The 23,785-nt window shown below is 45.2% G+C and carries 23 protein-coding genes and 1 other RNA gene; 12 read left to right on the top strand and 12 right to left on the bottom strand.

The features are described 5' to 3' along the window. Positions 1-503: 503 nt before the first annotated feature. Entirely contained in the window at positions 504-2,126 is a 1,623-nt protein-coding gene (nadB, locus tag OO774_RS02440) for an L-aspartate oxidase (protein WP_264904288.1), read from the top strand. A gap of 28 nt (positions 2,127-2,154) precedes the next feature. Here the strand turns inward: nadB and OO774_RS02435 are convergent, their stop codons facing one another. Then, positions 2,155-2,514: a hypothetical protein gene (locus OO774_RS02435; protein ID WP_264904287.1), complete on the bottom strand. Its 360-nt coding sequence runs from the start codon at positions 2,512-2,514 to the stop codon at positions 2,155-2,157. 34 nt (positions 2,515-2,548) lie between these two features. After that, positions 2,549-2,809, bottom strand: coding sequence for a succinate dehydrogenase assembly factor 2 (locus OO774_RS02430; protein ID WP_237315353.1), 261 nt, complete (start codon positions 2,807-2,809; stop codon positions 2,549-2,551). Positions 2,810-2,995: 186 nt separating this feature from the next. On the opposite strand from OO774_RS02430, the gene ygfZ reads away from it, so the two are divergent. From ygfZ to OO774_RS02415, 3 genes are all read left to right on the top strand, one after another. After that, positions 2,996-3,964, top strand: coding sequence for a tRNA-modifying protein YgfZ (gene ygfZ / locus OO774_RS02425; RefSeq protein WP_264904286.1), 969 nt, complete (start codon positions 2,996-2,998; stop codon positions 3,962-3,964). Further along, entirely contained in the window at positions 3,957-4,430 is a 474-nt protein-coding gene (locus tag OO774_RS02420; RefSeq protein WP_264906046.1) for a YbaK/EbsC family protein, read from the top strand. Before ygfZ ends, OO774_RS02420 begins: the two co-directional genes overlap by 8 nt. A gap of 634 nt (positions 4,431-5,064) precedes the next feature. After that, positions 5,065-5,271, top strand: coding sequence for a DUF1107 domain-containing protein (locus OO774_RS02415; protein WP_264904284.1), 207 nt, complete (start codon positions 5,065-5,067; stop codon positions 5,269-5,271). Positions 5,272-5,332: 61 nt separating this feature from the next. Here the strand turns inward: OO774_RS02415 and OO774_RS02410 are convergent, their stop codons facing one another. Genes OO774_RS02410 through OO774_RS02400 form a run of 3 tightly spaced genes read right to left on the bottom strand, consistent with a single transcriptional unit; the run spans position 5,333 to position 8,371 of the window. Beyond that, entirely contained in the window at positions 5,333-6,541 is a 1,209-nt protein-coding gene (locus OO774_RS02410; RefSeq protein ID WP_264904283.1) for an FAD-dependent 2-octaprenylphenol hydroxylase, read from the bottom strand. A 49-nt stretch (positions 6,542-6,590) separates the two neighbouring features. Next, positions 6,591-7,769, bottom strand: coding sequence for a 2-octaprenyl-6-methoxyphenyl hydroxylase (gene ubiH / locus OO774_RS02405; protein WP_264904281.1), 1,179 nt, complete (start codon positions 7,767-7,769; stop codon positions 6,591-6,593). 23 nt (positions 7,770-7,792) lie between these two features. Continuing rightward, entirely contained in the window at positions 7,793-8,371 is a 579-nt protein-coding gene (locus tag OO774_RS02400; RefSeq protein ID WP_264904279.1) for a YecA family protein, read from the bottom strand. Positions 8,372-8,619: 248 nt separating this feature from the next. Here OO774_RS02400 and OO774_RS02395 point away from each other — a divergent pair, with 248 nt between their 5' ends. The 5 genes from OO774_RS02395 (at position 8,620) to serA (ending at position 11,940) form a co-directional block, all read left to right on the top strand. After that, positions 8,620-8,928, top strand: coding sequence for a cell division protein ZapA (locus tag OO774_RS02395; protein WP_020333986.1), 309 nt, complete (start codon positions 8,620-8,622; stop codon positions 8,926-8,928). 8 nt (positions 8,929-8,936) lie between these two features. Then, a non-coding RNA gene (gene ssrS / locus OO774_RS02390) (6S RNA) lies at positions 8,937-9,121 on the top strand. 4 nt (positions 9,122-9,125) lie between these two features. Beyond that, positions 9,126-9,719 (top strand): 5-formyltetrahydrofolate cyclo-ligase, encoded by a 594-nt coding sequence (locus OO774_RS02385; RefSeq protein ID WP_264904278.1) that lies wholly within the window; start codon positions 9,126-9,128, stop codon positions 9,717-9,719. 58 nt (positions 9,720-9,777) lie between these two features. Continuing rightward, entirely contained in the window at positions 9,778-10,434 is a 657-nt protein-coding gene (gene rpiA, locus OO774_RS02380) for a ribose-5-phosphate isomerase RpiA (protein ID WP_264904277.1), read from the top strand. 273 nt (positions 10,435-10,707) lie between these two features. Then, a complete protein-coding gene (gene serA / locus OO774_RS02375; RefSeq protein WP_264904275.1) occupies positions 10,708-11,940 on the top strand; it encodes a phosphoglycerate dehydrogenase in 1,233 nt (410 codons plus the stop codon). Positions 11,941-12,004: 64 nt separating this feature from the next. On the opposite strand, the gene OO774_RS02370 is transcribed toward serA, so the two are convergent. After that, a complete protein-coding gene (locus OO774_RS02370) occupies positions 12,005-12,697 on the bottom strand; it encodes an oxidative stress defense protein (RefSeq protein WP_014233014.1) in 693 nt (230 codons plus the stop codon). A gap of 517 nt (positions 12,698-13,214) precedes the next feature. After that, on the bottom strand, positions 13,215-14,111 hold the full coding sequence (locus OO774_RS02365; protein ID WP_264904272.1) for a LysR family transcriptional regulator ArgP: 897 nt from the start codon (positions 14,109-14,111) through the stop codon (positions 13,215-13,217). Between the two features lie 131 nt (positions 14,112-14,242). On the opposite strand from OO774_RS02365, the gene OO774_RS02360 reads away from it, so the two are divergent. After that, positions 14,243-14,872, top strand: a complete 630-nt coding sequence (locus OO774_RS02360; protein ID WP_264904270.1) for a LysE/ArgO family amino acid transporter — start codon at positions 14,243-14,245, stop codon at positions 14,870-14,872. 102 nt (positions 14,873-14,974) lie between these two features. Here the strand turns inward: OO774_RS02360 and mscS are convergent, their stop codons facing one another. The 5 genes from mscS to tkt form a co-directional block, all read right to left on the bottom strand. Continuing rightward, a complete protein-coding gene (gene mscS / locus OO774_RS02355) occupies positions 14,975-15,841 on the bottom strand; it encodes a small-conductance mechanosensitive channel MscS (protein ID WP_264904268.1) in 867 nt (288 codons plus the stop codon). 451 nt (positions 15,842-16,292) lie between these two features. After that, complete coding sequence (gene fbaA, locus OO774_RS02350; RefSeq protein WP_264904266.1) at positions 16,293-17,369, bottom strand: class II fructose-bisphosphate aldolase; 1,077 nt, start codon at positions 17,367-17,369, stop codon at positions 16,293-16,295. Positions 17,370-17,523: 154 nt separating this feature from the next. Beyond that, a complete protein-coding gene (locus tag OO774_RS02345) occupies positions 17,524-18,684 on the bottom strand; it encodes a phosphoglycerate kinase (protein WP_014233019.1) in 1,161 nt (386 codons plus the stop codon). A 265-nt stretch (positions 18,685-18,949) separates the two neighbouring features. Next, positions 18,950-19,999, bottom strand: a complete 1,050-nt coding sequence (epd, locus tag OO774_RS02340; protein ID WP_264904264.1) for an erythrose-4-phosphate dehydrogenase — start codon at positions 19,997-19,999, stop codon at positions 18,950-18,952. Between the two features lie 142 nt (positions 20,000-20,141). Beyond that, entirely contained in the window at positions 20,142-22,136 is a 1,995-nt protein-coding gene (gene tkt, locus OO774_RS02335) for a transketolase (RefSeq protein ID WP_264904262.1), read from the bottom strand. On the opposite strand from tkt, the gene OO774_RS02330 reads away from it, so the two are divergent. Together OO774_RS02330 and metK are read left to right on the top strand one after the other, a co-directional pair. Then, a complete protein-coding gene (locus OO774_RS02330) occupies positions 22,135-22,365 on the top strand; it encodes a hypothetical protein (RefSeq protein ID WP_264904261.1) in 231 nt (76 codons plus the stop codon). The two genes, tkt and OO774_RS02330, sit on opposite strands and share 2 nt — an antisense overlap. A gap of 87 nt (positions 22,366-22,452) precedes the next feature. Beyond that, a complete protein-coding gene (gene metK / locus OO774_RS02325; RefSeq protein ID WP_264904260.1) occupies positions 22,453-23,607 on the top strand; it encodes a methionine adenosyltransferase in 1,155 nt (384 codons plus the stop codon). The last annotated feature ends 178 nt before the right edge of the window (positions 23,608-23,785 follow it).

Raw genomic sequence — 23,785 nt, 5'->3', positions numbered from 1 at the left:
AGTATTGACACCACTGCTTACTTGAGCACTATTGTGACTGCAATATGAATGAGAAAGTTCCATGACTTCCGCAATTTTTGTCATTGTTTATTCACAGTGTGATGTCATGCGCCTAATCCCTAGCCTTTTTAAACTTAAATCTAAGTTTGATAGGCGAGCAAATTAGGGGGAAATGGGTATAATAATCGCCCTCAGTTTAAATTGTGCTGGGTAGAGCATGGAAAAGCAATGATATTGATAAACTATTGCTTATCATTTACATGGCTGTTGGCAGTCTGAATAACTTTTTTAATAAAGCTCAAAAATATTCGTATGTGATTTGGGGTCTTCGGCCTAGACATACTAAAAAAGAAGAGTGGCTCAAGTCACCAGAGTAACTGTAATTTAGATGAACCTCCCAACTTAGCCCTTAGTGACGGATGTCACGCTAATGGAAGTGCACATGGTGTGCAAATAATACACAAGATAACGTTGTTGTCTTAGCTTGGGATTATGAAAGTTATATGAACACAAATCGTGAACATGAATGTGATGTGTTAGTGGTAGGGAGCGGAGCCGCAGGTTTGTCGTTGGCTTTACGTGTCGCCAACCACTGTAAAGTAATGGTGCTTAGTAAAGGACCACGTAGCGAAGGGGCGACCTATTACGCTCAGGGTGGTATCGCTGCGGTGTTTGATGAGTCAGATACGATTGAGTCACACGTTGAAGATACCCAGATCGCAGGCGATGGTATTTGTGATGAAGAGACGGTGAGATTTATCGCTGAACATTCAAAAGAGTGTGTACAGTGGCTCATTGATGGTGGCGTTCCGTTCGATCGCGAAGAAGACGATTCCGACGAAGAACCTCGTTACCACCTGACCCGAGAAGGCGGACACAGTTGTCGCCGTATTCTGCACGCTGCGGATGCAACGGGTATGGCGATGCAAACTTCCCTGCAAGACAATGCGCACAATCATCCAAACATTCATGTTCTTGAACGACACAATGCGCTTGACCTGATCACGGAAGATAAAATTGGTGGTGACAAAAATAAAGTCATTGGCGCTTATATCTGGAACCGTAACGAAGAGCATGTAGAAACCGTTCGTGCAAAATTTGTGGTGCTTGCGACTGGCGGCTCTTCGAAGGTTTACCAATACACATCCAACCCTGACGTTTCATCTGGTGATGGTATTGCGATTGCGTGGCGTGCGGGCTGCCGTGTGGCAAACTTGGAATTCAACCAGTTCCATCCGACCTGTCTTTATCACCCTGAAGCACGTAATTTCCTGCTAACTGAAGCACTGCGTGGCGAGGGCGCATATTTACGTCGTCCTGATGGTTCTCGTTTCATGCCCGACTTTGATGAACGTAAAGAGTTAGCTCCACGTGATGTTGTTGCTCGTGCCATCGACTTTGAAATGAAGCGTCTGGGTGCAGATTGCATGTATCTCGATATTAGCCATAAACCAGCAGATTTCATTACCAAACACTTCCCGACTATCTACTCTCGCTTGATGGATCTGGGTATTGATATGACCAAAGAGCCAATTCCGATTGTACCTGCCGCTCACTACACCTGTGGTGGTGTCATTGTCGACAGAAACGGCAGCACAGACCTGAAAAACTTATACGCGATTGGTGAAGTGAGCTACACCGGCCTTCACGGTGCAAACCGCATGGCATCTAACTCACTACTAGAATGCGTCGTTTACGCATGGTCAGCAGCAAAAGATATTCTTAAGCACCGTACTGAAGTCGAGCTGGCTCCTCAATTGCCTTGCTGGGATGAAAGCCAGGTTACCAACAGCGATGAAGAGGTTATCATCCAGCACAACTGGCACGAGTTGCGCCTGTTTATGTGGGACTACATGGGTATTGTGCGTACGGATAAGCGTTTGGAACGTGCGCTACGACGCATTCAAATGCTGCAGCAAGAGACGCATGAATACTACAGTAATTTCCGCGTATCGAATAACTTGCTTGAACTGCGTAACCTGCTTCAGGTTGCTGAATTGATGGTACGTTGTGCGATGCAACGCAAAGAGAGCCGTGGGCTGCACTATACACTGGATTACCCAAACCAATTGGAAAACAGTGGGCCGACGATCCTAACCCCGACTAAGCAGCTATCTGACCAATAATCGTCGATAAGATGATTAACGCAACACCTCAACAGGGAGTATCGGCTCCCTGTTTCATTTCCCACTGACGCAATACCAGACTTAACTGGCGATATTGTTTATCTTCACAGCTGTCTCGCCATACCGTCACACGCTCACCAGATTCGAGCGTAATTACGGTCTTAAACGGCAGAGTCGACAAGTCAATTCGCTTAATCTGGGCCTGTTTTGATTCGCTTCTCACTGTGCCATCACAATCAACAGACCAGATACCTAAGCTGGTAGGCGCAACCAAAAGCTCGCCAAAGTGCAGTTTAGCAATCATTAATAACAGATAGATAGATAATACAATTGGCGTATCAGACAAGATGACCGCCCAAGTCATTGAGAAAATAAGAGAGAAACTCATGACTCGGGCAGTAATTGAGGGGGCAAGAGTGAGATTAACGAACTTTGCTGAGGTTGTGGGCGACAATTTTATCAACCATTGATGCATGACTTAGATTTTCACTACGGCCATGTCCCATAATCCAGGTGAACAAATCTGGATCGTCACACTCAAGCAAAGAAACAAAATGTTGCTGTTCCTGTTCGCTTAGCGCATCGAAGCACTCTTCAAAGAACGGCATAATCACCACATCAAGTTCAAGCATACCTCTACGGCAAGCCCATTTAATACGCGCCTTTTCTTCCGGAGTGTACATTCATTATTCCTTCATAGATGTCTTGTTATAAGTGCGGAGTGTAACAAGGGATATGCTACGCAACTAGTGTACCGGTCACAATACGCGAACCAAACCCAGTGAGGTTGCTTGAGTATAATCAAAGCTGACAAATGCTTATTCTCGAATTACCATAGCTGAAAAACATCTTCAAAAGGCATTGTAATCATGGAATGGCAAACTCGCTTCTCAGCACTACCTCTCTCAATTCAAGATGCTTTACCTGAGCTATCTATCTCACTGTTGGACAACTTAGGCGTGATCACCATGGTGGGTGATGACAAAAAATCATACTTACAAGGTCAGGTCACCTGCGATGTCGTCTCTCTAGAGAAAGACCAATCAACACTTGGTGCGCATTGTGATGCTAAAGGCAAAGTATGGAGTGTGTTCCGTTTATTCCATCACCAAGATGGTTATGGACTGATCCAACCGAAGTCAGCCCTTGAAATCGAATTAAAAGAAATTAAGAAATACGCTGTATTTTCTAAAGTCACTATCGAAGAATCCAGCGACATTATTCTTGGCGTTGCTGGCTCTCAAGCCAATTCGTTTATCGATGGCATCAGCGAAGAGTCTGGTGATGTACGTGCGATTAGCGGCGGCACTGCCGTCAAAGTGGCAGACAACCGCTGGCTGCTGCTGTTGACCAGCGATGCAGCTCAATCAGTGATTGAAAACAGTGATGCCACACTGACGACACATGAACTTTGGAACCGTTTTGAGATTGAAGCGGCACTACCATTTGTACCAGCAGCTGCGCAAAACGAGCACATTCCACAAGCACTCAACCTGCAAGCACTTGGTGGTATCAGCTTCACGAAGGGTTGCTACACTGGGCAAGAAACCGTAGCTCGTGCAAAATACCGCGGAACCAATAAACGCGCGATGTACATAGTGAAAGGTGCAACATCAGCAAACTTAACTGATGACCCCATTGCTCTAGAACGTAGCGTGGGAGAAAACTGGCGTTCTGTCGGTGCCCTACTTACCCATTACCAATATTCAGACAACCAGGCGATAGGTTTGATTGTTTTACCAAATAACTTAGATGACGACACTCGTTTGCGTCTGGTTTCACAGCCGGAGTGTGAATGGACCATCGCCGAACTGCCTTACAGCCTTGATGATGAGTAAACCCATTGAAACGCCTTTAATGCAGTTTCTGGCAGAGCAAAACATCGAGTTTCGTTTACTTCCACATCAAAGGCCCTCCACCACAATAGAGGATGCCGCGCAGCAGCGTGGCATTCGCCCCTCTCAAATGGTCAAAGCTATCTTACTAAGAGATATGGGGAATCTTTATGCACTCGCCTGTGCACCAGGAGACCGTAGTATTGATCCCAAAAAGGTCCGCTCACTTTTGCAATGCCGACGTATGACTTGTGTCGATCAAGCGGATGTCGAAAATATTACCGGATATAAAATTGGCACGGTGACACCGTTGCTATTGAAGCGCCACATGCCAGTCGTATTCGACCCGAGCCTTTTAAGAGAAAGGGAGGTGACGATCAGTAGCGGTGATCGAATGGCGGGTATCGCTTTATCAATAGATGATCTCGTCGAGCTGTGTCATCCCGTCGTGGCTGATATTTGTCGATAGTTTAGACAACAAACGTAATCGATTACACAACCAGCAACGAACTGTGATAAAGATCACATCGTGCGTAAATTAATAGGGAATTTTTAATCATTTATAATACATAAATAGTCACCAGCGAAAAACTCGTATATGATGCCTGTGTTGGTTGAGTTTTCAACAGGACTCTGCCGATATAAAGTGAATCCGCTGATTTCGATAACAGTCTTTGTTCAGTCAGCAATCCACTTTTGTGTAATGCATCTGTGACTATTCGCCCGCTGAAGCGGGCTTTTTTTGTCTGAACTTTTTATCTGTCTTCACGCTCTAAGATTAAAAGATAGAAGAAAACGGAATGGACGTTGAAAAGTGAACATTTAGCAAACATTCTATTTCCTTCTATTCTTAATCCTGTAACAAAACTATTGCTTAATGCACCACGTATAAGAGAGTACAGGACGAATAATGTTCATTAATCGGTGATTTTTGGGGTAATCCTCACGCAATTTTAGACATAAAGGCGTCACTTTGCCTAAGACAGCACAAATCTCTATTTTGTTACATCTCACCTGCACTTAGTCGTACTGCTATCACAATAATTTCGCATAAAAAACGTAGAATGTCCTGAGCTAGGTAAGAAAAGAAAAGGAAAGTAAATATGAGACTGTTTAAGCGCTATACACCAGGTATGATTGCTAAACATATAAGTCGTCTTTTTAAAGGAAGAATTTATATTTACGGGGTCGGAAAATTCGAGTTTGATAACGGTAAACTGATATTACCTGAAAGAGCGGAGCAACGTCATTTCAGAGCCGTAAAAGAGATCAACCAAGAAATCATGAAACTCCGATGCGCATATGCTTAGCTAAAATTCATTGATAAAAAGGCTGATTAGTTCAGCCTTTTTTTGTTCTTAGGATAAACAACTACTGCCGAGCCAACTCTGGCAGCTCACCTTTTAGGCCCAATGCTCGTCTCATAATCTCATCTTTCGCACCAGGTAACTGCCCTGCCAGACTTAAACCAATACCTCGCACCAACTTCTTAGCCGGATTATCACCAGAGAATAAATCACGAAAACCTTGCATCGCAGCAATCATCTTGGCCGCTTCTGCTTTACGCCAGCGCTCATAACTACGTAGGTTACGTTTACTGCCAATGTCCTGGCCTTGTTTCCATAACTCTAAGACTTCCTGAGCTAAACTTGCCGCATCCAGAAGGCCCAAGTTCACCCCCTGCCCCGCTAACGGATGGATGGTATGTGCGGCATCACCGACTAACGCCACACGCTCAACGACAAAGTCTCGTGCGTAACGCATTTTTAATGGAAATGCGGTGCGCGTTCCCATCGCTTCACACAAGCCAAGTCGTGCATCGAACTCGCTGGTTAACGCTTTATTGAAATCATGCTCATCCATCGCCAGAAGTTGCTCTGCTCTGTCTGGCTCTGTTGACCAAACAATCGAGCACATGTTTGGCTGAGACATCGGCAGTAAAGCCAATGGGCCATGTGGAGTGAAAATCTGGCGTGCGATATGGTTGTGAGGCTCGGTTGTTCGAACATTCGCGACTAGCGCGCTATGGCCATAATCCCAATGAGTAAGCGGAATGTCCATCTGACGGCGCAACCAAGAATTTGCACCATCCGCGCCGACCACTAATTTAGCCGTCATCGCTTGTCCATTGTCCAACGTTAGCCAGCTTTCTTGCTCACCAACGGCTAAGGTGGCGCAACGTGCTGGCATAAACAGCGTCACGTTGCCCTGTTTTTGCACTTGCTCCAACAAAGCCAACTGAATCACTCTGTTTTCAACAATGTGACCTAAATCAGGCTGGGCCATACATTGCGCATCAAACTCTATTTTGGCAAAGCTGTCCTGTTCCCAAACCTCCATGCCATAGTATGGCGACGATCTACGCTGATCGATACCTTGCCAGGCCCCTAGGTTGCGCAATATGGTTTCACTCGATCGGCTCAATGCAGACACACGCACATCGGGTAGTTCATTCAGTTTATCATCTGGAACGCTGCCTTCTATGACAGCGATACGCAGGTCACTGTCTTTGAATGCGGCGGCAAGCGCCAACCCAACCATCCCTCCGCCGATGATGGCGATATCTACACTTTGCATCATTGCTTTTACTTACCTAATAACTAATGGTTATCTAATTCTTTGCAACCGTTTATCTTTTTACTAAGCCAAGAGTATGGCGTAGCAAAGGCTGCTTAAAAATAGAAAGGTTATCCATCGCTGCTAAAGCGGCATTACGCCCAATTCGCATCGCGGGTAAATCGTTTGAAAAAATATGTACGAGCGAGCTCGTTAACCAGATGGTTTCACTGCGATCGGCTTCACGGCGCTGGCTAAAACGCATTAAGCCTCGATAACGTCCAGCGTCATCGCTTTGCTTAACCACCTCTTCAGCCAGAGACACCACATCACGAATACCTAGGTTGAAGCCTTGTCCCGCGATCGGGTGTAGTGTCTGAGCAGCATTACCCACAATCGCAAATCGATGTGAAATATTCTGCTTCCGATGTCGGAGTAATAGAGGATAGCTCGCACGCAGACCGACTTTATTCAGAGCCCCCAAACGCCAGCCAAAATCATTCTGCAATCGCGCCAGAAAATCACGGTCAGAGAGAGCCAATACCGTTTCAGCTTCATCCGGATGCAAGCACCACACGAGCGACATACGATTGTCACTCATCGGCAGCAATGCGACCGGCCCGTTTTCAGTAAAACGTTCAAATGCACGCCCTTGATGCAGCTCCTGAGCCTGGATGTTGGCGATCACAGCCACTTGCTCAAAGTCGTGTTCAGATAACTCTAGTCCAACTTGCTGGCAGCACTGTGAAACCGCGCCATCAGCCGCAACTAACAGCTTCGCTTCGAGTTTTTCGCCACTACTAAGCTCAACCATCGTATGAGCTTGCTCTCGCTCGATATAGGTCACGGAGTCTGGGCAGAAAAAATCTATTGAGATGCTCCTAGTAAGTAGCTCTTGATACACGCGTCCCACATCAGCCAGCTCAACAACGTATCCCAGAGCCTCAACCCCGACTTCTTGCTTAGTAATCTCTGTCATTCCTGCATGAGAACGATCAGAAACATGAATATGCTCAATTGGGGTAGTAAATGGCTCTATGGCAGACCAGAGTTGCAACTGACGCAACAGGTTTACCGTACCATAAGACAACGCTATCGAACGTGAATCAAAGCCCGGGTGGACATCCGATTGGGCTTTAAAAGGCTCGACGACAGCAATGCGTAAAGCCGCTTGGGATAAGTGTTCAATCGCCAGAGCTAACGTCGCCCCGGCCATAGCACCACCAGCAATGACTACATCATATTGCCTCATGCTTACCTCTGAACAATCTATGATTAATGGATCGTAGGTTTACTGTCGCTGCTTTCTGGGCGCGCACCAAACTCTGCATGGATAGTAAGCACACAAGCTTTAACATGTTCGATCACTTGCTCAAGTAATTGCGCTTGCTCACCAAGATCGTCGTCTTCATCAATACCAAGTTTGGCAATTTCTTCTAGGTCAGCTAATGCTTCTTTCACATCATCAGAAGCTTTGCTCATGACAATACCAGCTAAACCCAAACCAGAAATAAAGTGATTGACGAAGTCAGATACACTATCCGCTAAGGCAAACAAGCCTTCTTCACCAGGCTCGTCTGGCAATAGTAAAGACAGCTCCATTGAAGAGCCGGTCAGTTCACCAACGGAAACTTTGAACACACTCTGTGCGTATGTTAACGCGGTTGCAGGCCAGCCCATACCATCATTAGTGTAATCAAATAGAATGGGTTGCCAGGTTTGATCGTTAATCGCCAATCCACCACTTAGCATGCCGACAAGCAAACCGTGCAATTCAGCAGGAGTCACTGCCAAACTTGCAGATTGTAATTCAGCAGCAATAGATTGGTATTCAGGAAGGGTGATTTCACTCATAACTTGGCTCATTCTTGCGTAATAATATATCGACATATCCTACCATCAAGCCTAGTCCTCCGAAACGACTATCAAATTCATTTTGAACACCATTTGCTCAATTTGCCCAATTCCTGTGTGATCATGCCATCATTTCTCTTTCTGTGATGGGAAATGCTTGAATCTTAATAGCGGTTTTCCTATAGTTTCCTCCTCGGTAGTTGCATAGAGCAACACCTTAGATAGCGCGAATATAGAGTTTATTCATCATGAGCAATCAAGCGATCGACGTTCAAATACTAGGCAAAGTAACTCGAGTAAATTGTCCTGCGGGACAAGAGGAATCTCTCGTTGCAGCAGCAAAAGATCTCGATCGACGATTGAAAGAGATGAGCGAACGTACTAAGGTAACCAATGAAATTCAACTGCTGACGTTTGCCGCATTGAACATTTGTTATGAGTTACAGACCAAGTCATACGAATCGAGCGGTCAACAGCAAGAAATTACTGAGCGAATGGAACAGCTCACTGCGTCTTTAGAGAACGCATTAAGTAAAGTTACGCAAGGACAGCAGTAGATACAAAATTTACCCTGGGGTGTGCGTCAGCAGGATGTAAGTCCCTGAGCCGATAAGCAATACCTAAGGGTTAGTATTTGGTAACTATTGAGCAAGCTTGGCATGTACCGAGAAGCCTACGGTTATCATTGCTGATCCGCCTTGAACCAGCTGGTTCAAGGGCCACAATCCTCAACGGCACCCTGGGGTATTCCTCTATGTCAGAACTTTCTCGACAAGACTTCCGTAAACTGATCCGTGAAAAACGCAACGCTCTATGCAGCGACACGCAGTTTCAAGCGGGGCTCGACTTAGTCAGTCAATTTTCTCAACTTCCTGAAATCCAGAGCTCGCAGCATATTGCTATTTATCTCTCTGCAGATGGTGAACTGGATACCAAGCCCCTTATCGAGTGGCTATGGCAACAAGGGAAGTCTATATATCTGCCTGTTATTCACCCTTTTTCAAAAGGTCAGCTGCTGTTTCTTCAGTATATGAGTGACGATCAACTGATCTACAACAAATATGGCATTCTTGAGCCAAAACTCGATATTCGCCACCTGATACCAGTTCGTCAGCTCGATCTTATCTGTACGCCTTTGGTGGGTTTCGACAGTATTGGTCACCGTTTGGGAATGGGAGGTGGATACTATGATCGCACCCTTTCCCATTGGTTTGCCAGTGGTGAAGGTGCCGCACCAGTAGGGATCGCCCACGACTGTCAACATGTTGAACGTCTGCCAATTGAAAGTTGGGACATTCCACTGCCTAAGATCGTGACGCCAAGCCGAATCTGGCAATGGGAAAACTAACACTTAACCGCTATAATCACGCCGAAAATGTTAACGGACATCTATTCAGGAGATTGGCATGACTCAAGATGAAATGAAAAAAGCGGCTGGTTGGGCAGCATTAAAATATGTTGAAAAAGGCAGCATTGTCGGTGTCGGCACTGGCTCTACCGTGAATCACTTCATCGATGCTCTAGGGACTATCAAAGACGATATCAAAGGTGCAGTCTCTAGCTCTGTGGCTTCTACTGAGCGTCTAAAAGAGCTTGGTATTGAAGTATTTGAGTGTAACGACGTAATTAAGCTAGATATTTATGTTGATGGTGCGGATGAAATCAACCCAACGCGAGACATGATTAAAGGTGGTGGTGCCGCATTAACACGTGAAAAAATCGTTGCAGCCATCTCAGAAAAGTTCGTGTGCATTGTGGACGACACAAAAGCGGTCGATGTTCTAGGTCAGTTCCCATTACCTGTAGAAGTAATCCCGATGGCTCGTTCTTACGTGGCGCGTGAACTGGTTAAACTTGGCGGCGATCCTGCTTACCGCGAAGGTGTGGTGACCGATAACGGCAACGTGATTCTGGATGTACACAACATGAAGATCACTAACCCGAAAGAGATGGAAGATAAGATCAACAGCATCGCTGGTGTTGTGACCAATGGTCTGTTTGCGCACCGTGGTGCGGATGTGGTTATCACTGGCACACCTCAAGGTGCAAAAATCGAAGAGTAAACCCCCTAGACAATTAGCCTATCAGGTTCATTTTTCGGTTATTTCATTACATACGGTGCTGCAAAGCACCGTTTTTCATTCTTTCACCAAATAAAATTATTCCTTATTCCGTAATTTTCTTACCCAAAGCGATTTTTTTTTGTTACTTTATTGAACAGAAGACGCACAAGGAAACGTTTGTCCTCCTACAAAACTATTAATTATCCCCTTTTTAATGGTTTTGCCCAATGTGCGCCATATTAGCCCACCTTTCCATTTTAAGGACGAGAAAAAATGGCCAAAGTTTCGCTGGAAAAAGACAAGATTAAGATCCTTTTACTTGAAGGCCTTCACCCATCTTCAGTTGAAGTTCTTCAAGCTGCTGGTTACACCAATATTGAATATCACAAAGGTTCACTTCCTGAGGAAGAGCTGATTGAAGCAGTGAAAGATGTTCACTTCATCGGTATTCGTTCCCGCACCAACCTATCGGAAGAAGTGATCAATGCGGCAAACAAGCTGGTTGCTATTGGCTGTTTTTGTATCGGTACGAACCAAGTCGATCTCGACGCAGCAGCTAAGCGCGGCGTTCCTGTGTTTAATGCACCTTTCTCAAACACACGAAGCGTAGCAGAATTGGTTCTTGGCCAGATTCTATTGCTACTACGAGGCATTCCTGAAAAGAACGCGCTTGCACATCGCGGTATCTGGAAGAAGAGCGCAGATAACTCTTACGAAGCTCGTGGTAAGCGTCTTGGTATTATCGGTTACGGCCATATCGGTACTCAGCTGGGCATTATCGCTGAAAACCTTGGTATGCGCGTTTACTACTACGACATCGAAAACAAGTTGTCTCTGGGCAATGCCACACAAGTTCACACCATGAGTGAACTGCTGAATAAGTGTGACGTTATCTCACTGCACGTTCCAGAAACACCAGAAACGAAGAACATGATGGGTGAAGAAGAATTTGCTCGCATGAAGCCTGGCTCAATCTTTATCAACGCTGCTCGTGGTACTGTTGTAGATATTCCTGCACTTTGCAGCACGTTAGAGGCAGGTCACCTGGCTGGTGCAGCTATCGACGTATTCCCTGTGGAACCAAAAACAAACGCTGACCCGTTTGAGTCGCCTCTACTGAAGTTCGACAATGTAATCCTGACTCCTCATGTCGGCGGTTCAACGCAAGAAGCACAAGAAAATATCGGCGTTGAAGTTGCTGGTAAGCTAGCGAAATACTCTGATAATGGCTCAACGCTTTCAAGTGTAAACTTCCCTGAAGTGTCTCTACCCGAGCACGGTGGCGAAGTCTCTCGCTTACTACACATCCACAAAAACCGTCCAGGTATCCTTACTCAGATCAACACCATTTTTGCTGAGGAAGGCATCAACATCGCAGCGCAGTATCTACAAACAGCTGCAGAGATCGGCTACGTGGTTATCGATGTAGAAACTGAGCGTTCAGAAGAAGCACTAACCAAGCTAAAAAGCATCGAAGGTACAATTCGTGCTCGTATTCTTCACTAAGAAGAACAGAAACAACAAAGGCAGGGAAAATTCCCTGCCTTTTTATATCGGTTAGTTATTCGACCTATTTCAGCTTGTAAATAACCTCTACCTGATCGCGAATTACCATCGTAGAATCCTGGTAGCTATTGGCATTCTGCTTGCCTTCCATCGCCATAGAGCGCATTAAAACTGGCGTTGGGTAAGTGTTGTTGTAGTTGACCCGCCAGATATCCCCCAGAGTCTTATCAAAGCCGGAAGCTAAAGAGGCCGCACTTTCTCTGGCATCTTTGATCGCAGCCAGACGTGCTTTCTGTTGATACTCAGCCTGATTACTCACCTTAAGCTGAATATTATCAACCTGATTAATACCCGCTTGTATTGCCATATCAAGGTACTGATTAAGGTTGGCTAAATCCTTAACCGTGACGTTTATACTGCGAGAAGCGCGATAACCAACCAGCTCAGCCTTACCCGATTTTGGATAATGGTATTGAGGAGCTAGGTACAGATTCGAACTGGTAATACTGTCTTTAGATAATCCTGCATCTGACAGTTTTTGCAAAAACTCATCGACAGTCGTATCCACCGACAGCTTTGCTTGCTCGGCAGTCATCGTAGTATCCACCACTTTGACCGAAAAAGTCGCCATATCTGGCGTTGCAATTACCTCGCCATAACCTGTTGTCGTTACGTGTGCAAATTCAGGTGTAGTAGCTAGGGCTGAAACACTGGTAAGGCTGAGCAAAGTAGCCAGCAAACACGAATACAGTTTCATTCGACAGATCCATCCATATATAAAAGACATGTCCCAAAAGCGATCCTACAGTAGTTAGCACTACCGAAGTCACCAGGGGTAATACTCAAACACTCATAACGGCTTGAGCATATACCCAAATGACTTCAAGATGCAGGATTCAGAGCGTTGTCACTGATACTAGTTCAAGGAAAATAATGAAGCGGAATAGCAAGCTCTTTCCAAGTTATTTGACGCAGAAATTGTGTCAGTGACACGCTCCCGAAGGGCGAGTTGTCTTGACTCACAGACTTTGTTAACGATTTTTGATTTAGAACCACTAGATCTTCAAATCGTTGCCGCGTCTGAGAGCCAAGTCACTCTCGCTGAACCAAGCATCTCGAGGTTATTTGGGTATATAATGCTTGATAATAGGAATTTTCGACGATTATCCAACCACCCTCATTCACTTCTAACATAACTTTGACTGTGTAACTTTGGTGTGATTTTTAACCAAATTAATGCAAGAGGTACGCGTTAACGTCATTGTTGTTGCATTCTACTGCGGTAAATGACGTTGAGCATAGCCGACGATTGCCTGCGAGATTTCTTGCAAAACACCGGTTTCCAATTGCCAGTGATGCCAGTAAATTCGATAGGTCATCAAAAAACCCGGCGTGATATCAATCAATAAGCCCTGTTCCAATTCGTCGGTAATCTGTAGGTGGGGAATCAAACAATAAGCCACGCCAGCTAAAGCCATTTTGAGGAAAGCTTCGGAACTGCTGATATTATGATGGATGACACTGTCAGGGCGCACATTAAAGTGTTCCGTCAGAAACTTCTTGTGCAGCTCGTCGTATTGATCGTAAGAAACCGCCGGAGCCTCGGCGAGCGTTTTATTATTTACCCCAGCCGAAAAGTAGCGTTGATAAAATTCAGGGTTTGCCACGCAGACATAATCGATACGGCCTAAATAGTCCGCTCGACAGCCTGGAATAGCCTGAGATTCCAGACTGATGGCTCCTGCAACTTCACCACTTCTTAGCTTCTCAATCGAGCGAGATTCACCATAAATCGCGAGTTTTAACTCGACTTGGCGCGTTTTCATCACATCTTGCAAGGCTGGTAATAACCATGTAGCTAAACTGTCGGCGTTGGTCGCCAATGACAGCTGGACAGGTCGTGTTGTGGTGTCATTTGTTAGCTCAGGTAAAATTTCATGTTCCAGCAAACGAACTCGACGATACAGTCCGAGCAACTTCTTACCTATTGGTGTCGGCTTAGGTGGCTGTTCACGAATCAGTACCGGTTGAGCAAGAAATTTTTCTAACTGTTTAATTCGTTGAGAAATAGCGGATTGAGAGACATAAAGGCTCTCTGCAGCTCGCTCGAAGCTTCCTTGATAGACTACGGCATCAAGCGCTTCTATCCACTTGTAATCCAGTCCTCGCATGAAAATCCCCTATTAACATCGGACAAATAAGCCTTACTAATAATATATTAAAATCATTAATTATACTTATTTAGCTAAAGCCTTTATCTTGCTCCTGTTCGTGATTTTAATAACTATTTTAGAGGTGAGTTGTGAGCTTTTGGGTTGTATTGCAAGGATTTGGATTAGGTGCATCAATGATCATTCCGATTGGAGCACAAAATGCGTATGTCTTGAATCAAGGCATCAAACGTAATCACCATCTCACTACCGCAACTATCTGCAGCATTCTGGATGTGCTGTTTATTTCTTTAGGTATTTTTGGTGGTGGTGCAGTTTTATCAAAAAATGAAATACTGCTTACTTCAGTAACAGTCGGCGGTATCGCGTTTCTCAGTGTCTATGGCTACCTGTCACTGAAAAGTGCATTCAAATCAGAAAAGGGATCAGAAACTCAAGGGGAAGTTATAGCACGTGGTCGTCGAACAGTGATTCTCGGCGCACTTGCGGTAACGGTATTAAACCCGCACCTGTACTTAGACACCGTCGTGATTCTTGGCTCTATTGGCGGTCAGTTTGAAGGTCACGACCGTATCGCCTTTGCTCTCGGTACAATCATGGCCTCTTTTGTGTGGTTCTTTACCCTGTCTCTGGGAGCAGCCAAATTGGGACCAACACTATCTAAGCCTAAGGTGAAGAAAGGTATAGATATTGGTGTGGCATTGATGATGTTTGCTATCGCCTATGTTTTAGCGAGCGAATTGATAACCAAATACTGGTGATAGCTCTCGTTATGCAGCAGCTTAATCTACATCAGCTTCTCTACTATGCATAAAAAAAGCGAGGCAAATTTGCCTCGCTCTCTAAATAGAAATTCGCTTTGATTACGCTTCTACTTTGTTCAGGTGAACATCCATTTGTGGGAATGGAATTTCGATGCCATTTGCATCCAGAGCTTCTTTGATGCCTTGCATCGCATCAAAATAAACACCCCAGTAATCTTCAGTCTTAACCCAAGGACGTACTACGAAGTTTACAGAAGAATCAGCCAGAGCTAATACACCAATCGTAATATCAGGGTTTTTAAGAATTCGAGCGTCTTTTTCCAGCGTCTCACGGATAACTTTCTTGGTTAGCTGAAGATCCGCTTTGTAAGAAACACCAATCACTAGATCGACACGACGAGTCGCGTGGCGAGAGTAGTTAGTGATTGCACCACCAATGACAGAAGAGTTAGGCACGACAACCATTTTGTTATCAGGTGTTTTTAGAATCGTTTGGAAAATTTGAATTGCTTCAACACTACCTGCAACACCACCAATCTCAACATAATCGCCAGACTTAAATGGACGGAACGCTACAATAAGCACACCTGCGGCAAAGTTTGATAGCGACCCTTGCAGAGCAAGACCAACCGCCAGGCCTGCTGCACCAATTACAGCAACAACAGAGGCAGTTTGAACCCCAACACGACCAAGAGCAGCAATAAGAACAATCACGAATAACAAGTAACGAACAAGACCGTGAATAAATTCAACGACCGCCTTATCCATGTTTTTCTTTTCAAGTACTTTTGCCACACTACCAGCAACTGCTTTAACGATAATATTACCGATAAATAGAATAATCAGTGCTGAAATAATGTTTACACCATACTGAACGAGAAGGTCTGAGTTGCTCGAAAGCCAATGCTCAGCGCTACTCAGCCCATTCGTTATTGTGTTATCGATATCCACCGACTCACCTGCCATAATACTTATCCTCAAATCAAGATATAAAACCAATTGCCGTTTCTATGTGAACCTTGTCTTTTATAGGCTCTTATCTGTCACAATATCACTATTGTAAAACTGAACAGTGTCAGAATTTTGGCACGATATATTAACTTTGAAGTTTTGCAAAGTCAGAATTTCGCAAAGAGATGCAAAACAACACGTTATCAGAGTTTTCCTATATCGGCCTGTTACAGATTACGCAATGCTATCCTATTTCGCTACTTTTATTACCTAAATCCAAACACGCAGTACAAAAAGCAACCTATTGTATACAAACTATATACAAGCTTTTCTATTGATAAATTTACCAGTGATGGTTTTGGCTCGATAGGAATAGGACGAGCTATAAATCTAGACAGATACCTGAATGAAGATATAAAAAAACCCGCTCAATGAGCGGGTTTTCATCAACTTTAATTCAATCGAATTATAGTACGTCTACTGCGTTAAGGTCAGCAAATGCTTGCTCTAGACGAGCAACCATTGAAGCTTGGCCAGCACGTAGCCATACGCGAGGATCGTAGTACTTCTTGTTTGGTGCGTCTTCGCCAGTTGGGTTACCGATTTGACCTTGTAGGTAATCGTGGTTTTCAGCTTCGTACTTACGGATACCATCCCAAGTTGCCCACTGTGTATCAGTATCGATGTTCATTTTGATAACACCGTAGCCGATAGACTCTTGGATTTCTTCTTGAGAAGAACCAGAACCACCGTGGAATACGAAGTTTAGAGAGTTCGCTGGTAGACCGAATTTCTCAGAAACGTGTGCTTGAGAGTCACGTAGGATAGTTGGAGTAAGAACAACGTTACCTGGCTTGTAAACACCGTGTACGTTACCGAAAGATGCTGCGATAGTGAAACGTGGGCTAACTGCGTTTAGTTTCTCGTATGCGTAAGCAACGTCTTCTGGAGAAGTGTAAAGCTCAGATGCGTCCATGTCAGAGTTATCTACGCCGTCTTCTTCACCACCAGTACAACCTAGTTCGATCTCTAGAGTCATGTTCATCTTAGCCATACGCTCTAGGTATTTAGCACAGATTTCGATGTTTTCTTCTAGAGACTCTTCAGAAAGGTCAATCATGTGAGAAGAGAATAGTGGCTTACCAGTTTGAGCGAAGTGCTCTTCACCAGCATCTAGAAGACCGTCGATCCAAGGTAGAAGTTTCTTAGCAGCGTGGTCAGTGTGTAGAATTACTGGCACACCGTAAGCTTCAGCCACAGCGTGAACGTATTTAGCACCAGCTACAGCGCCAAGGATTTGAGGACCCTGACCTTCAAGTTTCACGCCTTTACCAGCAAAGAAAGCTGCGCCGCCGTTAGAGAACTGAACAACAACTGGAGCTTTAACTTTAGCTGCTGCTTCTAGTACTGCGTTTACAGAGTCAGTACCTACAACGTTTACAGCTGGTAGAGCGAAGTTGTTTTCTTTCGCTACTGCAAAAACTTTCTGAACGTCATCGCCAGAGATAACACCTGGTTTTACGAAGTCGAAGATCTTAGACATGGATGTAATCCTATTTATCTGTCGTTTTTAAACAAAACTTGTTAAGTTGAAAATCTTGCAAACGTTTGCTCACAACTGAGGCTATTTTAGCAGAGTTCCTCACACGTTGCAGCAAACAACAAAGCGGGAGAATAACTCCCCCGCTTTGCTTTAATTACTTAGCGCGTGCTTCTAGCATTTCTACTGCAGGAAGAACTTTACCTTCTACGAACTCAAGGAAAGCGCCACCACCAGTAGAGATGTAAGATACGTCAGCTTTGATACCGAACTTGTCGATAGCTGCTAGCGTGTCACCACCACCTGCAACAGAGAAGCCTTCAGAAGTTGCGATAGCTTCAGAGATACCTTTAGTACCAGCTTCGAAGTTCTTGAATTCGAACACACCTACTGGACCGTTCCAAAGGATAGTTTTCGCGTTTTTAAGAATCTCAGCTAGTGCCGCTGTTGAGTCAGGGCCAAGGTCGAAGATCATGTCGTCGTCTTGAACTTCAGAAACGTCTTTGATTTCAGCTTCTGCGTTTTCATCGAATGCTTTCGCACATGCAACGTCAGTTGCTACTGGAATTGCACACTCATCCATTAGCTTCTTAGCTGTGTCTACTAGGTCTGCTTCGTATAGAGACTTACCAACGTTGTGGCCAGCAGCTGCGATGAATGTGTTTGCGATACCGCCACCAACAACAAGCTGGTCAGCGATTTTAGATAGAGACTCAAGAACAGTCAGTTTAGTAGAAACTTTTGAACCACCTACGATAGCAACCATTGGACGAGCTGGGTTGTCCATTGCTTTGCCTAGTGCGTCTAGTTCGTTTGCTAGTAGAGGACCAGCACAAGCTACTGGAGCGTGCATACCAACGCCGTGAGTTGACGCTTGAGCACGGTGAGCCGTACCGAATGCATCCATTACGAATACGTCACATAGTGCTGCGTATTTCTTAGATAGCTCTTCTTCGTTTTTCTTTTCGCCTTTGTTGAAGCGAACGTTTTCTAGAACAACAAGTTCACCAGCGTTTAGCTCTAGGCCATCTAGGTAGTCTTTTGCTAGCTTAACTTCGCAATCTAGTGCGTCGTTTAGGTAGTTAACAACAGGTTGTAGAGAGAACTCTTCAGCGTATTCACCTTCAGTTGGGCGACCTAGGTGAGAAGTAACCATTACTTTAGCGCCTGCTTCTAGGCAGTGCTTAATAGTTGGAAGAGATGCGATGATACGTGCATCAGAAGTTACTTTTCCGTCTTTTACTGGCACGTTTAAGTCAGCACGGATAAATACACGTTTACCTGCAAGATCCAGGTCAGTCATCTTGATTACAGACATGTTGTGTCCTCTCAAATATTTAAAAATTAAAGTTTTTGAAAACTCGGCAACCCTGCCAAGCCTGTTAATTCTTCAAACTGGTTATAGAATATGGAGACATTCAATATTTATTTCAAGGTTAAAAATAAATATTTCTCCTCGCCGCATAATTGCTGTCCCCCCTAAATAGGTGTCGGTGCAGCTAGGCGACAAGTAAATTCAGTCCTATGAGCATAGCGGTACTATGTGATTAGGGTGAATTTGCGCAGTCAACAACGCTGCGCCGTCAATTATGACGGGGAGCGGCTTGCATTGCTAAAGCGGTATCCAGCATCCGATTAGCAAAGCCCCATTCGTTATCGCACCATACGAGCATTTTTACTAGCTGCCCGTTACTCACTCTTGTTTGAGTTCCATCCACAATCGCACTATGGGGGTCGTGATTAAAATCGATGGAAACGAGTGGCGATTCAGTATAGTCAACAATGTCATGTAATGTACACTGAGATGCGTTAACAATGGTTTGATTTACGTCATTAACTTTCACATTTGTACTAATTGTGACACTTAAATCCATTGCAGTAACGTTAACTGTCGGAACGCGAACGGAAATTGCTTCAAATTTGTTAGAAAATTTCGGGAAGATTCTTTCAATACCCTTATGCAACTTGGTGTCAACGGGAATGATAGACTGGCTTGCAGCACGTGTACGACGTAAATCGCTATGGTAAGCGTCGATGACCTGTTGATCGTTCATGGATGAATGGATAGTCGTAATGGTGCCAGACTCAATTCCGAACGCTTCATCTAAAACTTTGATGATAGGAACGATACAGTTTGTCGTGCAGGAGCCATTAGAAACAACGACATGTTCATCTTTAAGGGTTTCGTGGTTAACACCGTAGATAATAGTGTTATCGATGTCAGCTGCCCCAGGGTGGGAAAACAGTACTTTTTTAGCACCCGCTTCTATATGCGCTAAGCCGTCAGCTTTGCAGCCATAGACCCCCGTACAATCTAATACAATGTCTACTTCGAGGTCACGCCAAGGAAGAAGTTCAATGTCGGCTAGGTGTAAGATACGGATGGCATCATATTCGCCAGCATCTTGATGGCATGAGTTGTGGTGAACGTATAAATGCTCTTGGTCATGAGAGATCTTTTTGCCAAAACGACCATGGCTGGTGTCATACTGCAGTAAGTGCGCCATCGCTTCAGGCTGAGCCAGCTCGTTTACCGCAACCACCTTGATCTGCTGATGTTTGCCGCTTTCATACACAGCTCGCAGAACATTACGACCTATACGCCCAAATCCATTGATCGCAACCTTTAGCATCTATCCCTCGCCTTACCTGAAATTTCGTGTCACAAATAGTACCCGATGACAAACAAAAACGCATCAAGTAAGTGTCTATTACCGACACTGTACGCATAAAAAAACCGAGCATCTCTGCCCGGTTTTTCATCCACGTATTTTATTACGCTAACAACTCTTTTGCTGTGTTTACTACATTTTCAGTAGTGAAACCGAACATCTTGAACAGTTCGCCTGCAGGTGCAGATTCACCAAAGGTGGTCATACCGATGATGCGACCGTCGAAGCCAACGTACTTGTACCAGAAGTCTGCGATGCCCGCTTCGATAGCGATACGTGCAGTCACGTCTGATGGTAGTACTGCTTCACGGTAAGCGGCGTCTTGTTTGTCGAATGCATCGGTTGATGGCATTGAAACAACACGTACTTGCTTGCCTTCTGCCGTTAGCTGCGCTGCTGCTTCAACCGCTAGCTCAACTTCTGAACCTGTTGCGATAAGGATAAGCTCTGGCTTGCCTGCGCAATCTTTCAGAATGTAAGCACCTTTCGCGATGTCTGCAACTTGCTCTGCAGTACGCTCTTGTTGTGCCAGGTTCTGACGAGAGAAGATAAGTGCTGTTGGTGCATCTTTACGTTCAATCGCTAGTTTCCAAGCCACTGCTGATTCAACCTGGTCACATGGACGCCATGTGCTCATGTTTGGAGTCAGACGTAGAGAAGCCATTTGCTCAACGGGTTGGTGAGTTGGGCCATCTTCGCCAAGACCGATAGAATCGTGCGTGTAAACCTGGATGTTCTGAACTTTCATCAGAGCAGCCATGCGCATTGCGTTACGCGCGTATTCCATGAACATTAGGAATGTTGCACCGTAAGGAACGAAACCGCCGTGTAGCGCGATACCGTTCATGATCGCTGTCATACCGAATTCACGCACACCGTAGTGAATGTAGTTACCCGAGAAGTCTTCCGCTTCTAGAGATTTAGAACCAGACCACATTGTCAGGTTAGAAGGCGCAAGGTCTGCAGAGCCGCCCATGAATTCAGGAAGCATTTGACCAAACGCTTCTAGTGCATTTTGCGATGCTTTACGTGACGCAATGTTCGCTGGGTTAGCTTGAAGATTCGCAATGATTTGGTTCGCTTTCTCTTCCCACTGTGCAGGTAGCTCACCGTTTAGACGACGCTTAAGCTCTGCCGCTTCTGCAGGGTAAGCTGCAGCGTAAGCGTCAAACTTCTCGTTCCAAGCTGCTTCTTTTGCCGCGCCAGTCTCGATTGCATCCCACTCTGCGTATACGTCTGCTGGGATTTCAAATGGACCAAATTCCCAACCAAGGTACTCACGTGCCGCTTGAACTTCGTCCTGGCCTAGCGGAGCACCGTGACAGTCATGAGAGCCAGACTTGTTAGGAGAGCCGAAACCAATGATCGTCTTAGTACAGATTAACGTAGGGCGAGGGTCTGCTTTTGCCGCTTCGATTGCAGCATTGATCGCTTCAGGATCGTGACCGTCTACTGCAGGAATTACGTGCCAGCCGTACGCTTCGAAACGCTTAGGCGTATCGTCAGAGAACCAGCCTTCTAGGTGACCATCGATAGAAATGCCGTTGTCATCCCAGAACGCGATCAGTTTGCCAAGACCTAGTGTACCCGCCAAAGAACAAGCCTCGTGCGAGATACCTTCCATCAGACAGCCATCACCTAAGAACGCATAAGTGAAGTGGTCAACGATGTCGTGGCCTTCTTTGTTGAACTGGGCAGCAAGTGCTTTTTCAGCCATTGCCATACCAACTGCGTTAGTAATGCCTTGACCTAGAGGACCTGTTGTTGTCTCGATACCTGGTGCGTAGCCGTACTCTGGGTGACCCGGAGTTTTTGAATGAAGCTGACGGAAGTTTTTCAGATCGTCGATTGATAGCTCATAACCCGTTAGGTGTAGTAGCGAGTAAATCAGCATTGATCCGTGGCCGTTTGAAAGTACAAAACGGTCACGATCAGCCCATTCTGGGTTAGATGGGTTGTGGTTTAGGTGAGAGCGCCAAAGAACTTCAGCGATATCAGCCATACCCATAGGTGCACCTGGGTGACCTGAGTTAGCTTGTTGAACACCATCCATGCTTAGAGCACGGATTGCATTGGCAAGATGTTTACGAGACGACATGTCTGCTCCTGAGTACGTTAAGCGAAACGAAAAAATTGCTCATAATTCTCTCAAAGCCCCTCAGGGTGTGCAAACGATTTCCACCCCAAAACCTCACAAATATTACATCTGTGAATTTAAATCCCCTGAAACTCCCAAAATAATAAATAACTCACGCAAACGTTTAGTTGTGACAAAAACCAAAAAAGAGCTTGTAATTCGAGCAATCAAACTTAGAATAGCCGTCTAGATGTAGATACACCTGCATATATTAGTATTATTTTGCGCTGGAGCGTTTATCATGCTCCAGTTTTAAACCAGATATAGTGGAGCTAACATGGCTAAGCACCTGTTTACTTCTGAGTCAGTATCAGAAGGTCATCCAGATAAAATTGCAGACCAGATTTCTGATGCGGTTCTTGACGCGATTCTAGAGCAAGATCCAAAGGCTCGTGTTGCATGTGAGACTTACGTTAAAACCGGTATGGTAATGGTGGGTGGTGAAATCACGACTTCAGCATGGGTTGACATTGAAGAGCTAACTCGTGAAACCGTTCGTGAAATCGGCTACGTACACTCAGATATGGGTTTTGATGCGAACTCTTGTGCAGTACTAAACACAATTGGTAAACAGTCACCAGATATCAACCAAGGTGTTGATAAAGCGGATCCAAAAGAGCAAGGCGCCGGTGACCAAGGCATCATGTTCGGTTACGCATGTAACGAAACTGAAGTTCTAATGCCAGCTCCGATCACATACTCTCACCGTCTTGTTGAAAGACAAGCGAAAGTACGTAAGAACGGCACACTACCTTGGTTGCGTCCAGATGCGAAATCTCAGGTAACGTTCCAATACGATCAAGGTAAGATCGTAGGTATCGATGCAGTTGTTCTATCAACTCAGCACTGTGATTCAATCTCAACTCCAGATCTGCGTGAAGCGGTAATGGAAGAGATCATCAAGCCAGTTCTTCCTTCGGAGTGGATCAACAAAGAGACTAACTTCTTCATCAACCCAACTGGCCGTTTCGTAATCGGTGGTCCAATGGGTGACTGTGGTCTGACTGGTCGTAAGATTATCGTAGATACTTACGGCGGTGCGGCTCGTCACGGTGGCGGTGCGTTCTCAGGTAAAGATCCATCAAAAGTTGACCGTAGTGCAGCATACGCAGCGCGTTACGTAGCGAAAAACATCGTTGCAGCTGGTATGGCTGACCGTTGTGAAATCCAACTTTCTTACGCTATTGGTGTGGCGGATCCAACGTCAATCATGGTGGAAACGTTTGGTACTGAAAAAGTATCTCACGACATCATCATCGAAGCAGTACGCCAGTTCTTCGACCTACGTCCATATGGTCTACAAGAAATGCTTAACCTTCTGCAGCCGATCTACAAGAAGACTGCAGCATACGGCCACTTTGGTCGTGAAGAGTTCCCATGGGAAGCGACTGATAAAGCAGCACTTCTTCGCGAATTCGCTGGCATCAAGTAATCAAGCTTGCGCTGAATTCCCAAAGCCCTCGCCTTATGGTGGGGGCTTTTTTTGTTTCCCTCTACTCCCCTCCTCCTCTATCCATCAGCTCCAGCTATTGTGAACAAATTTCGACCAAATAGTTGTAAATTGTCCCAACTCCGCCAATAGTTAAAATATTGTTAAATGAGATTTCAAT

Origin of the sequence: Vibrio sp. STUT-A11 (assembly GCF_026000435.1) — a bacterium.
Taxonomy (GTDB): Bacteria; Pseudomonadota; Gammaproteobacteria; order Enterobacterales; family Vibrionaceae; genus Vibrio.
This window is presented reverse-complemented; position numbering and strand designations above follow the sequence as displayed.